This is a genomic window from Candidatus Eisenbacteria bacterium, from assembly GCA_035712145.1.
Taxonomy (GTDB): domain Bacteria; phylum Eisenbacteria; class RBG-16-71-46; order RBG-16-71-46; family RBG-16-71-46; genus DASTBI01.
This window is the reverse complement of sequence record DASTBI010000006.1, coordinates 1-12,239: the sequence shown is the minus strand read 5'-3', so window position 1 is coordinate 12,239 and position 12,239 is coordinate 1. Positions and strand designations below refer to the sequence as shown.

At 68.5% G+C, this 12,239-nt stretch carries 11 protein-coding genes; 10 read left to right on the top strand and 1 reads right to left on the bottom strand.

The features are described 5' to 3' along the window. On the bottom strand, nt 1-1,413 hold a 1,413-nt coding region (locus tag VFQ05_00310; GenBank protein ID HET9325193.1), incomplete at its 3' end, for a gliding motility-associated C-terminal domain-containing protein. Nucleotides 1,414-1,793: 380 nt separating this feature from the next. On the opposite strand from VFQ05_00310, the gene VFQ05_00305 reads away from it, so the two are divergent. From VFQ05_00305 to VFQ05_00260, 10 genes are all read left to right on the top strand, one after another. Beyond that, nucleotides 1,794-3,692: a choice-of-anchor tandem repeat NxxGxxAF-containing protein gene (locus tag VFQ05_00305; GenBank protein ID HET9325192.1), complete on the top strand. Its 1,899-nt coding sequence runs from the start codon at nt 1,794-1,796 to the stop codon at nt 3,690-3,692. Between the two features lie 52 nt (nt 3,693-3,744). Next, nucleotides 3,745-4,236, top strand: coding sequence for a cupin domain-containing protein (locus tag VFQ05_00300; GenBank protein ID HET9325191.1), 492 nt, complete (start codon nt 3,745-3,747; stop codon nt 4,234-4,236). 146 nt (nt 4,237-4,382) lie between these two features. Then, entirely contained in the window at nt 4,383-5,930 is a 1,548-nt protein-coding gene (locus VFQ05_00295) for a right-handed parallel beta-helix repeat-containing protein (protein HET9325190.1), read from the top strand. A gap of 39 nt (nt 5,931-5,969) precedes the next feature. Continuing rightward, complete coding sequence (locus VFQ05_00290) at nt 5,970-6,728, top strand: metallophosphoesterase family protein (GenBank protein ID HET9325189.1); 759 nt, start codon at nt 5,970-5,972, stop codon at nt 6,726-6,728. 124 nt (nt 6,729-6,852) lie between these two features. After that, nucleotides 6,853-8,304 (top strand): T9SS type A sorting domain-containing protein, encoded by a 1,452-nt coding sequence (locus VFQ05_00285; GenBank protein HET9325188.1) that lies wholly within the window; start codon nt 6,853-6,855, stop codon nt 8,302-8,304. A gap of 34 nt (nt 8,305-8,338) precedes the next feature. Further along, nucleotides 8,339-8,884 (top strand): RNA polymerase sigma factor, encoded by a 546-nt coding sequence (locus tag VFQ05_00280; protein ID HET9325187.1) that lies wholly within the window; start codon nt 8,339-8,341, stop codon nt 8,882-8,884. Further along, nucleotides 8,871-9,449 carry a hypothetical protein gene (locus tag VFQ05_00275; GenBank protein HET9325186.1) on the top strand — a complete coding sequence of 193 codons (579 nt, stop codon included), beginning with the start codon at nt 8,871-8,873 and terminating at the stop codon, nt 9,447-9,449. Before VFQ05_00280 ends, VFQ05_00275 begins: the two co-directional genes overlap by 14 nt. Continuing rightward, entirely contained in the window at nt 9,446-10,069 is a 624-nt protein-coding gene (locus tag VFQ05_00270) for a hypothetical protein (protein HET9325185.1), read from the top strand. The genes VFQ05_00275 and VFQ05_00270 overlap by 4 nt, the downstream gene beginning before the upstream one ends. After that, nucleotides 10,066-11,259, top strand: a complete 1,194-nt coding sequence (locus tag VFQ05_00265; protein HET9325184.1) for a glycogen-binding domain-containing protein — start codon at nt 10,066-10,068, stop codon at nt 11,257-11,259. The genes VFQ05_00270 and VFQ05_00265 overlap by 4 nt, the downstream gene beginning before the upstream one ends. Nucleotides 11,260-11,305: 46 nt before the next feature. Further along, nucleotides 11,306-12,239, top strand: a 934-nt coding sequence (locus tag VFQ05_00260; GenBank protein HET9325183.1) for an AAA family ATPase, incomplete at its 3' end; no start/stop codon positions are given.

Sequence of the window (12,239 nt, the reverse complement as noted above, 5' to 3'; positions counted from 1 at the left end):
AACGCCTTCGCACACATTTCCCAAGCCGTCGAGGTCGTCGTCTTCCTGATTCGCATTGGCGATGCCGATGCAGTTGTCGCACACATCCTCGCGCCCGTCACCGTCGACGTCTCCGCTGCTCACGACGACCGCCGCGGTGCCACTCTGCAGCAGAATGTCGACTCTCTCGCCGTTGGCGCCGTCCTGTCCGCGCCCACCCGCGCCGCCCGCACCGCCCGTGCCCCCGTTGCCGCCCGCGCCGATCTCGCTGCTGCCGGGGCCACCGTTTCCTCGACTGCCGCCGAGCCCTCCGCCCCCACCGGTGCCACCGCTTCCGCCGGTACCGCCCACAGGTCCGGTGGCGAACGTGCAGCAGGTGAGCCTCACGTTCGAACCGTTGCTCACCAGATAGAGGCCGTACGACGAGCCGCCGCCGAAGCCTCCCCCTCCGCCGGTGCCGCCCTGCCCACCGCCGCCACCACCGCCGCCGCCGGAGCCGGCGCCGTCGATGCAGAGGAAACCTTCCTGCCCACCACCACCGCCGCCGCCGCCGCCGCCACGCCCACCCGCACCGTCGCCGCCGCTCGAAGCCTGAGCAGGCACGAAGTAGACGTCACGATTGGCAGGTCCCAGGGCAGGCCGCACTCCGGGGGTAAACGAGGTGCCTGGCGCACCCGCGGGGCCGTTACTGCCTGCGCCACCCGCGCTTCCCTGGCAATCCCCACTTGAACCCCGGCCGCCACCAGCTCCACCGGTTGCGAAGTTGTTGAACCCAAAGCCCCCGTCTCCGCCGGGAGCACCGTGGTAGTACGAGTAGGCTCCGCCCGAACCGCCAGAGCCTCCGTGGCCGCCCCTGCGATCGGCGGAGCCGCTCACGCCGTCGAAGCCCCAGCCGGCCATAGAGCTGGACGAGCAAGCACTGGGACCAGGTGTGGTCAAAGAACCACCGCCTCCCGCGCCGCCGGCTCCGCCTCTGCCGCAGGCGTCCTCGTTATCACCGCTTCCAACAGCGCCGGCGAGGGCGTTGCCGCCATTCGCGCCCGTGGTGCCCGTCGCACCGAAGAAGCCGGCGCTGCCAGGTCCCCGAATCACGTTCACCCGGGAGAACGCCACGTTCGAGCAGCCCTCGAGGCGGGCCGCGTACACCGTTCGGCCTCGGCTCGAGGTTGCGCCGGAGGCGCCGCTGGGCATCACGCTCAGTGTGAGGTCGGCGATCGTGACGTTGCTCAGCCCGACCAAGTTGAGCCCGGCGTAGTAGCCGACGGTGGTCGGCCCGACGGTGGCCGTCGCCAGCGGGGGATTGATCGTGATCGTGGTCGGCACCGACAGGTCCTTGCGCCACGAACCGGCGACGAAGCCGCCTTCGATGCGGACGTTGCTCTGGATCGGGAGCGGTCCGGTCGTCCATGAGTAATTGCCGCCGGCCATTCGCATCACCTCTCCAGGATCCAGCTGTGAGAACCCGGTGGCGAGGTCACAGGGGTTGGCAGGAGTGCAACTGCTGGTGGTCGACCCTGTGGGGCTGACGTAAACGCCGAGCGGGGGGAAGATTTGCGCGCTCGATGAAACGGGCGCGAAGACGGCAAACAGCAAGGCAATGCAGGCGAGCCTGGAGCGCGGCATGCGGCCTCCGGAAGAGTAAGTAAGGGACACCGATTGTAGAGGCCGGCTGCACGACACGGCTATCGCAATCGCTCCAAATCCCCACGCCTGCCACGCCGGCGGGGCAACGCGTCGCTTTCCGCTTGCCTCACCTTCCTTCACGGGAGCACGGTGGTTGTGCCGAGCCCGCATCGCACGAAAGGAACACCCCCATGAGACCCCCAGGCTCTCTCCTCGTGCTCCTGCCGGTCGTGTTTCTGGCGCCGGCCTTTGCTACCGCCGAGATCTATCGCTTCCGCCCGATCGCCCTCACCGGCGATCCGGTGCCCGGAGTCCCCGGCGCACACTTCACCTGGCTTGGAACGGCGCCAATGGGTCCATCCGACCCGTTCCCGCTCATCGACGCGCAGGGCAACGTTTCCTTCGCGGGCGGCTGGGACAACTCGTTCAGTCCTCACGGCCTCTTCGTGAGCCGCGAGGGAACACTCGAGGCCATCGTCCTCACCGGCGAGGCAGCAACGGGGACCGGGTCCACGTTCTTTGCGCTGCCGGGCATCATCCCGGGGCCGGCGCGTGTCTCCGGAACACAAACCTCGTTCGACGGTGGCTTCATGCCTCCGGGGCAGACCTTCACCGAGCAGGGTGTGTGGGCCGACCGCACGGGCTCCCGCGAGCTGATCTTCCGCCAGACCGACCACCCGCCGGGAACGCCGCCCGGCGCCACGTTCTTCCAGTGGTTCCACACGCTGGTGGGCGCCGGGCACATCGTGGTCAACGCGCGCTACAGCGTGGGCTCTTCTTCCGGGATCAACGACCACGGATTCTGGCGTGACGCGACCGGAACGCTCGAAGTCATCGCGCTCGCGCGCACCCAGGCTCCCGGCGTCCCTGCCGGCGTCAAGTTCGGGAACGGCACCAGCCTCAACCTGCCGGCGTTCGAGAACTGGGACCTCGACGAGCAAGGGCACATCACGTTCAACGCGATGCTCATGGAAGGTGGCGCGGGCGACCTCAACGACGAAGGCATCTGGAGCGAAGGCCCGAGCGGGCTGCAGCTCGTCGTCCGCGAGGGAGACACGGCGCCGGGGATGGGCCACCCCAACGCCAAGTTCCTGGGCAACTCGGGATTCCGCACCTTCGGCCACGACGACGTGGTCGACGTGGTGAGGAACGAGCAAGGCCACATCGCCTTCGGAGCGCGGGTCGACGTGCCGGGGACCAACAACAAGGCGAACGCGATCTACGCCGTACGAGGATCGGGCCTCGAGATGGTCACGTTTGGCATGCCGTCGGGAAGCACGACTCAGGGCGAAGCGGCTCCGGGATTCCCGGCGGGCAATTCGTTCAAGCGATTCCCGCTCGGCGCGCGCATCAGCGAGTCCGGCGAGCTGGCGTTCCATGCCACCGTCGGCACCCTCGGCGGCTCCATCCTCGACGAGGTCTCGGCGCTGTTCGTCGAGCGTGGAGGCGTCATCGAGCTCGTGGTGCGCACCGGCCAGCAGGTGGCCGGCCTTCCGGCAGGTGTGACCTACACGTTCGCGTTCCCGCTCACCTATCTCGACAACGGCGACGTCGTCTTCAGCGGTGGCTTCAACAACGGTGGCCAGGGCCTGTTCGTGGCGCATCCCAGCGGCGCCGTGGACCATCTGGTGAGCACGGGGTCCACCATCGAGGTCGCGCCGGGGGACTCGCGGGTGGTGAACGAGTTCTCGACCCCCGGTCAGGCGAGCGACGCGCGCGGCATCGCGGTCAGCATCAACTTCCAGGACGGCACCGACGGCATCCTGGTCGTCGAGCCCGCCGGCCCCGTTGCAGTCGATCCGATCGTTCCTGCAGCGGGCGAGCTTTCGCTCGCCGGTGCCAATCCGTTCTCGTCCGAGACCGCGGTGGCTTTCGAGCTGGCGCGTCCGAGCCGAGTGCGCCTGGCGATTCACGACCTCTCGGGCCGCGAAGTGACGGTGCTCCTCGAGGGTGTTCGGGAGGCGGGACGTCACGTGGCGCGCTGGCAGCGCCTGGATCACGCCGGACGCCGCGTGGGTCCTGGGTTCTACTTCGCCACGCTCCAAACCGGCGACCTCCGTTCCACGGCCAAGCTGGTGGCGTTGGAGTAGCCGGACGCCGTATCTTCCGCGGTCCACTATCCCCCTTGATAGGAGGCCGCAAGTGCGCAAGACCCTGCTGTGGTGTTCCGTCCTGTTCGCTGCGTTCGCTGGAGCCGCTTTCGCCGAGGATGCGACTGCGCCGGGCCACAACACTCTCTACACGGGCAAGGATCTCAAGTGGGGAGACCCTCCGCCGGTCCTCGAGAAGGGCGCTCAGTTCACGGTGCTCGCCGGTGATCCGAGCAAGGAGGGTCTGTACGTCGTGCGGCTGAAGATGCCGGCGAACTACAAGATCAATCCGCACTGGCACCCGACCGACGAGCACGTCACGGTCATTTCCGGCTCGCTCTTGATTGGCATGGGCGAGAGCTTCGACAAGGCGGCCATGAAGGAGCTGCCCGCGGGTGGCTACGTGGTCCTCCCCGGCGAGATGCGGCACTACGCCATGGCGGGCAAGAAGGAAACGGTCCTCCAGGTCCACGGCATGGGCCCGTTCCAGCTCACGTACGTCAATCCCGCGGACGACCCCAGCACGCGCGCGACGGCCAAGTAGGCGAGAGCCGCAGCAAAGCCCCCGGGCCCACCGCGGCCCGGGGGTTTCGTTTGCCGGAGAATCGAAACGCTCCCTCTTGCCGGGGATCGGGCGTAGACTTCCGTCCGCGGGAAATACCCACCCCCCAGGACCGTGGAGGCTCGCCAATGACCCCCCGCTCGGCGATTCTCGGCTTCATTGCCGTGCTCTTCGCGACCGCCGCTTCCGCCGCCACCTACACCGTGCGGCCGGACGGCGGCGGTGACTTCGCAAAGATCCAGGATGCGATCGACGCGGCGGTCTCGGGCGACGTGATCGTTCTCGGCGACGGCGTCTTCACCGGCTCCCGCAACCGTGACCTCAGGTTCCTCGGCAAGAACCTGACGCTGCGCTCTCAGAGCGGCAACCCGGCGCTCTGCGCCATCGACTGCCAGGGCCAGTCGCGCGGCATCAACATCAACCAGGGAGAGACCAGCGTCCTGGTGCAGGGCATCACCATCCGCAACGGCTTCGCGCCGCGTACGCCGACGATCCCGAGCTCGCCGGGCTGGGGTGGCGGCCTGAATCTCTCGGGGGTGACCGCGACGTTCCGCTTCTGTGTGATCGCGAGCAGCACGGCCGATGACGGCCCGGGTGGCGCGCTCGGGGCGGGAGCGTATGCGAGCAGCTCGAACGTGACGTTCGAGGTCTGCTCCTTCACCGACAATTACTTCGCGCTGCGCGGAACGGGTGCGGGCCTCTTCGCCTGGCAGAACTCGAACGTCACCGCGACGCAATGCTCGTTCGACGGCAACCGGGCGGCGGGCATCACGTCGGGCGGCACCGGTGGCGGGGTTCAGGTCCAGGACTCGCGGCTCACGATGCTCGACTGCGAAGTGCGCGGCAACATGGCCCACATCGGCGCCGGCATCTCGACGGGCCAGCTCTGCATCGTCGACATCCGCGACTGCCTGATCGCCGGCAACTCGAACAACACGACGGAAGGCACACGCATGGGCGCCGGGATCCATCTGGGCTACGACACGGACGGCGTCATCAGCGGCTGCACGATCACCGGCAACCGCGCGTACGAGCGCGGAGCGGGAGTGGCCGTGGCCAACGACGGCAACGTCACGATCGAGAACACGGTCATCTGGGGGAACTGCATCGGCGCGGGCGTGGGCGAGTCGGTCTCCATCGCGACCGACGGCTTCGTCGACTTCGCCTGCTGCGACGTCGATCCGGCGAAGGTGATCGGAGGGACCGCCACGTACACCAGCTCGTTTGCGGCAGACCCGGTGTTCTGCAATGCCAAGCCCTGCGCGGGCGCGCCGACCCTGGAAGGCAACTACAGCCTGCAGGGGACGTCCCCGCTCATCGAGGGCTCGGGCTGCGGGTTGATTGGCAGCGAGAACGCCATCTGTGACGTGCTCGGGATCGGTTCCGGGCCCATCGCGAGTCTCGGCCTCGAGCTGCGCGCCGGCCCCAATCCCTTCCGCGACGCGACCTCGATTCGCTACTCGATCGCGGTCTCGGGACCGGTCGCAGTCGATGTGTTCGACGCCGCGGGGCGGCTGGTGCGGCGCTTCGACGAAGGCGTGCGGCGTTCGGGCTCGTACACGATCCCGTGGAACGGGCGCTCGGCAGAAGGCTCGAGCGTTCCCCCCGGCGTCTACTTCGCCCGCATCAGCTCGCGCGGCCAGGTCGCGACCGGCTGGATCGTGCGAGTGAAGTGATGTGATGCGCGCGCGGCGCTTCGCCCGGGGAATCCGAGAATGAGGATTGCGGCTCTCTACGACATCCACGGGAATCGCTTCGCGCTCGACGCCGTGCTGGCCGAGCTGAATAAGGTGCGTCCGGACGTCATCCTGATCGGTGGCGACATCGTCGCCGGACCGTTCCCGGCCGACGTTCTCGAGCGCCTCACGACGCTCGACACCGACGTCCGCTTCATCCGCGGCAACACCGAGCGCGAGGTCGTGAGTCCTGGCCCGAGCGTGCCGCCGACCTGGGCCGAGCGCGTGCCCTGGGTGCGCGCTCAACTGAGCGAAGAGCAGCTCGATTTCCTCGGCGCTCTTCCCGAGCAGTTGGTGCTCGACGTCGACACCCTCGGGCCCACGCTCTTCGTCCACGGCTCGCCGCGGAGCGACGAGGAGATCATCACCGCCCTCACACCCGAAGCGTGGTTGCGGGAGGTCTTCGCCGGAGTCGAGCAGCGCACCGTGATCGGTGGACACACGCACATGCAGATCGACCGCCAGATCGGTGACATCCGCTTCGCCAACGCCGGCAGCGTCGGCATGCCTTACGAGGAGTCGCTTGGCGCTTTCTGGGCGTTGATCGGGCCCGGCATCGAGCATCGCAGGACGGCCTACGACATCGAGGCGGCGGCGGCGGCCATCCGGGCGAGCGCGTTCCCGGGCGCCGACGATTTCGTCAGCCGCTTCCTGCTCGATCACCCATCGCCCGCGGATACGGCGGCCTTTTTCGAGAGCCTCGCCGAGAAGGCTCGCTCCAGGCCCAACCCGGTCTAGAGACCTTTCTCGTCCGGATCACTGACTGCGGATCCGCCCTCTTTTTGTGACTTCGGCCCCCCATCCGGGGTTGTAAACCTCAGAGGGAACGCGTCATGCTGTTGGCCCGGGTTCTGGAGCGTCCATGAGGTTTCGCCGCCATCTCTTCGCCGTGCTCGCGGTCGGCGGGTGCTTGTTCGCCGGCACCCCGGGCTTCGCCCAGGACCCCCCCGAGCCGCCGAGCTGGCTGCTCAAGTACATCTCCTTCTATTCCAACGTCGGAGCCAACCCGCCGAACATCGGCGAGCCCACCATCATTCGGCTCCATGGGTGGTTCCCCTATGACTGCGGCGGCATCCGCGACCGGCTGGTGATCGACTCGAGCCACATCCAGATCAGGCTGGTGAAGGCCTCCGAGATCTGCGGCGACACGACCCGGACCTGGACCTGGGACTTCGATCTCGGGTACCTGCCGCTCGGCGACCACACGCTCACCGTGACGCGCATCTTCGTGAACGAGGCCAGGACCGACAGCATCACCGAGAGCGCGTCCTTCACCTTCCCGGTCATCGACCTGGGCAGCCCGCCGCCGCCGGAGCCGCCGCCGGGCGTGCCGATCCCGAACTGGCTCATGCCGTACCTGGCCTACGGCTACACGACCCCATCCCAGCCGAACGCGCAGGAACCGACGACCGCAGTCTTCCACGGGCTCTTCCCGTACGACTGCGGCGAGATCGTCGACGTCACCTCGGACTCGACGTCGATCGCGTTCACCATGCGGCCGGGTGCGCCTTGCGGCGACACGACCCGCACCTGGACGCAGTCGTTCCCGCTGGGAATGTTGCCGGCAGGCCATCACCTCATCCACATCACGCGAACGCTGATCTGGCCCGAGTCCACGGTGGTCGCACAAGCCGATTGGGGCTTCGACGTATGGCCCGATCCGAACACGCCGCTGCCGCAGCCTCCGGGACCGCCGAACCATCCGAGCTACCAGGCGCGCTGCCTTTCTGGCTGGACCACGCATGCGCCGCCGACCACGCACGAGCCGGTCTGGCTCTCCCTGTGGGGATGGTTCCCCTACTACTGCGGCGAGGTCGTGGACGCGCAGGTCCTCGATCCGCATCGCGTGACGCTCCGTCTGCGTCCTCGCAGCGGGCCGTGCGCCGCCGTCGACACCACCGCCATGTGGAGCATCGGGTTCCAGCTGGGCATGCTGCTCTCCGGCCCGCACGATATGGAGGTCATCCTGTACGTGGAAGGCGACCCCCTGGACCCCGTGGTCGAGCGCCACGCCTTCTTCCAGATCTTCGTCGACGATCGCGAGGTCTCCTCGAGCGTGCCCAATCCCTTCGTCGAAGGCACGCGCTTTTCGGTCATCAGTCAGCGTGAGGAGGACGTGGACGTGGGGATCTATGACCTCCACGGCCGGCGCGTCAGCACCCTCTTCAAGGGAAAGATGGCGCCGGGTGGTCGAGAGTTCCGCTGGAACGGCGCGCGCGAGGACGGCTCGCGCGCCGGAATCGGCATGTATTTTTCTCGTGTCGCGTTTTCCGACCGGGTGATCACGCGAAAGCTGGTGATGCTGCCGAGGTAGTCGTGACCGACCATGCGTGGTGCCGAAGGACCGCATGACCGATGCCGAACTGGTGGCTCGCGCGTGCGCGGGAGAGGTCGAGGCTTTTGGACGGTTGGTGGATCGCTACTACGACGATTGCACCCGCTTCGCCAGACGCATGCTGGGCAATCGCGACGACGCGGAGGACGCGCTGCAGGAAGCCTTCGTCCACGCCTACCGGGGGCTTCCGCGGTATCGGGAGCAGGACGCGTTTCGAGGATGGCTGTACCGGATCGTGGTGAACGAATGCCGGCGACTGGCCGGCAGGCGCTGGCGCAACGAGAAGCGAATGGTGCGAGACGACACGGTGCTGGAGAGGGTAGCGAGCCGCGAGGAGAACGGGAGGGAGCTGCACGACGAGCTGCAGGTGTCGCTGGAGCGACTCGATCCCATGCTGCGCGAGGCGTTCCTGCTCAAGTACGGCGAAGAGCTCGACTACGAAGCGATGGCGCTGATGACGGGCGCCTCGGTGTCGGCGCTCAAGATGAGGGTGAAGCGGGCGCGCGACCGGCTGCGTCCCATGCTGGAGCGAGAGGAGAGGGCCGATGGAGCACGATGACGACCGCGAGCTGAGCCGCAGGATGGCGGACGCCTATCCGCGCGTCGGACCTCCCGACGCCGCGGCCAAGGTGCGGCTGATGGACCGGCTGCGGCGCGAGTCGAGGCCGAGCGGGGTGGTGAGCATCCGGCCGGCGCGATTCGCGATCATCTGGAGCCCGGCCATGAGGATCGCGGCGAGCCTGATCCTCGGAACGGTGCTCGGCTGGACTCTCCATGGTCAATTCGGAAAGCCGGCAGCGGCTCCAGGCCTGCCGCCCGGAGTGGCCAAGGTCTCCACCACCCGCGAGCTGCGGCTGGTGCAGTTCGTCCTCACCGCACCCAAGGCCTCGCAGGTCACGGTGGTCGGCGACTTCAACGAGTGGGATCCTGCGGCGACGCCCATGGTGCGCGGCGAAGGCGGCGCGTGGACGGCGGCGATCCCGGTCTCCCCGGGACGTCACGTCTATGCCTTCATCGTCGACGGCGACCGCTGGGTGGCCGATCCGGCCGCGCCGCTCGCGCCCGAGGATGGCTTCGGCATCCGCAACTCGGTGATCGTGGTGGGAGGACAGGAATCGACGTGAGACGCGCAGTCGCGTTGTTGGCGGTGATCTCGGCACTGCTCGTGTCGCTGGCCGCGCATGGCCAAACCGTCGACCGCCGCCTGCTCGATCGGCTCGACCCGGCGACCAGCGACGAAGTGTGGAGGATCGCCGAGGCCGCGCGGAAGCAGGGCGTTCCGTACGAGCCGCTGCTCCTCACCGCGGTCGAAGGAGCGAGCAAGCAAGCACCGCCCGAGCGCATCATCGCCGCGGTGCGCGAGCGTTTCGCCGCGCTCTCGGCCGCCCGGGAGGCGCTGGGGGTCGAGTCCACCCCCGGCGAGATCTCGGCGGGCGCGGGTGCTCTGATGAGCGGAGTGTCGGCCGACACGCTGGCTCGTTTGCGGAAGATGCGTCCCAAGGGCTCGCTGCTGGTGCCGCTCGTGGTGCTGGCCGACCTGGTGACGCGCCGCGTGCCGGTCGAGACGGCGTCCTCCGCGCTGCTCCACGCTTCGCGCATGGGCGCCAAGGACGACGATCTCCTGAGGCTCCGCTCGCGCGTCGAGAGCGACATCAAGAAGGGCGTCTCACCCGCGGCCGCGACCATGTCCCGGCTGCAAGGTCTTGGCGTGAGCATGCCGCCTCCGCGGACCGGTGTGCGATGAAGCGCCGCGTCGCATTCTGTGTGCTGCTCGCCCCGATCCTGGCCTCTCCGGCCCTGGCGCAGTGGCGCGCCACGACCGGCGTCGCGGCGTCCTACGACAGCGACCTGCCGGGCGCTTCCTTCCGGCTCGCTCCGACGTTCGCGCTCGATGGGCAGCGCGCTGTCTTGGTGGGCACTGTGATGGCCTCCGGCTTCAAAGACGTGTCGGCCTTTCGCGCCACGAAGCTGTCGGGTGGGTACGTGCTCGACCCGATCCGCCGACTGCCCATCGAGCTCAAGGCTTTGGTTGCTCATCGTGTTGGTCCGGGATGGTCGGATCGCGGTCTGGCGCGGGCCGAGGCGCGCCTCCACTTCGCCACGCGCACGGCCGGCGCGTGGATGGGACTCGCCACCGAGCAGGCCTTCGGCCTCACCGGTCAGCTCGGCGATCGGCCGCTGATCGGCTTCGGCACGTGGACGCGTCATCGAGGTCTCACGGTCTCACTCGACCTCGAGCAGCGCTCGGGGCTTCTGCCCGATCCGGCGCAGCCACCGCCGCGCGATTCGGTCAAGGGCTCGGGGCCTGGCGTAGGGGTGAGCGACGAAGCCACGGGACCGGGCGCTCGCAACCAGCTCCTGCGCGTCGCGCTCACCACCACGCGCGTCTCCGCTCACTGGCAATCCAGCCGGCTCGAGCTCGAATCGGTGGCCGGCGTGACGCTGAGCCTTACGCGAGGGCCGCGCCGTTGGGCGCAGGCCACCGCGGCTTATGCGGTGGCCCCGAACCTCGCGGCCTTCGCGACGTTCGGGAGCCGCGATCCGGAGCTCTACCTCATCGAGCCGGCCGAGACGCCGCGCGCCACCTGCGGCGTCCGTCTATCCCACTGGCGCTCCACCGTGCTCGAGACGCCGCTCGTGGCGCGCGCCACCGCCACCAAGTGGCACGTGCGCCGCGTCAGCCGGGATTCGTGGAGCTTCGACGTGCGCGCCCCGGGGGCGCGCATGGTGGAAATGACCGGCGACTTCACCCGCTGGGAGCCGATCCAGCTTCAGCACCAGGGCGGCGATCGCTGGTCGGCCATCATGATCCTCGAGCCCGGCGTCCATCAGGTGAACCTCCGGATCGACGGCGGCGCATGGATGCCGCCCCCCGGCGCACCGACCAGCGTCGACGGCTACGGCGGCACAACTGGCGTGGTGGTGGCGGAATAGCACGCGGCGATTGAACATCCAGGGCTCGGGTGGCTAGGCTTCTTTCATGGACACGAGCCCGCCCCCGACGGGCGACGATACGGTCGTATTCCGTCGCAGCCCATCGTTCCACAACCTTCCGGCAGAGCTGAATCGCTTCGTCGGCCGCGAGACGGACCTCGCCCATTGCGAGGTGCTGCTGGGTGAGGGGCGTCTCCTGACCGTCACCGGGCCGGGCGGCGGCGGCAAGACTCGGTTCGCGCTGCGTCTCGCCCAGCGCGCGCTCGACCGCCACCCTGCCGGTGTCTGGCTCGTGGATCTGACGCCGCTCTCGGATCCTGCCCGTGTGCCTCTGGCCGTCGCTCGAGCACTGGGCATTCGCGAGCATTCGGACGCCTCGCTGACGAGCGCGCTGGTCGAGCACCTGAGGGATCAGCGCACGCTGCTGGTGCTCGACAATTGCGAGCACTTGATCGATGCCTGCCGGGCCATGGTGGAGGAGCTGCGCGCCGCCTGCGCATCGCTTTCGATCCTGGCGGTGAGCCGCGAGCCGCTGGACTTGCAGGGAGAGCAGGTCTATCCGCTGCCGCCGCTGTCCAAGCCATTGGCCACCGAGGGCGCCGATCCGACATCGCTCTTGCGCCATGCCTCGGTCGCCTTGTTCGTGGACCGGGCGCGAAACGTGTCGGCTACGTTCGAGCTCTCGGCATCGACCGCTCCTGCGGTCAAGGAGATCTGCCGCGCGACGGACGGACTGCCGCTCGCCATCGAGTTGGCGGCGGCGCGCATCAAGGTGCTGACCGTGAACGAGATCGCAGCCCGCCTCGACCGGCTATTGCTCCTGCTGCGCAGCCAGAGCCTGCCGGCGTCGCGGCGTCACGCCACATTGCGCGCCACGCTGGAGTGGAGCGTCGACGCTCTGGGACCGGCAGCTCGGCGCGCGTTCTGCTCGCTCTCGGTGTTCGCGAGTGGCTGGGATCTGCCGGCGGCGGCCGCCGTGC

Excerpts from the sequence above, each read along its gene's own strand:
- VFQ05_00275 (HET9325186.1), top strand. The coding sequence starts at position 8,871 with ATGGAGCACGATGACGACCGCGAGCTGAGCCGCAGGATGGCGGACGCC.
- VFQ05_00280 (HET9325187.1), top strand. The coding sequence starts at position 8,339 with ATGACCGATGCCGAACTGGTGGCTCGCGCGTGCGCGGGAGAGGTCGAG.
- VFQ05_00305 (HET9325192.1), top strand. The coding sequence starts at position 1,794 with ATGAGACCCCCAGGCTCTCTCCTCGTGCTCCTGCCGGTCGTGTTTCTG.
- VFQ05_00265 (HET9325184.1), top strand. The coding sequence starts at position 10,066 with ATGAAGCGCCGCGTCGCATTCTGTGTGCTGCTCGCCCCGATCCTGGCC.
- VFQ05_00295 (HET9325190.1), top strand. The coding sequence starts at position 4,383 with ATGACCCCCCGCTCGGCGATTCTCGGCTTCATTGCCGTGCTCTTCGCG.
- VFQ05_00285 (HET9325188.1), top strand. The coding sequence starts at position 6,853 with ATGAGGTTTCGCCGCCATCTCTTCGCCGTGCTCGCGGTCGGCGGGTGC.
- VFQ05_00290 (HET9325189.1), top strand. The coding sequence starts at position 5,970 with ATGAGGATTGCGGCTCTCTACGACATCCACGGGAATCGCTTCGCGCTC.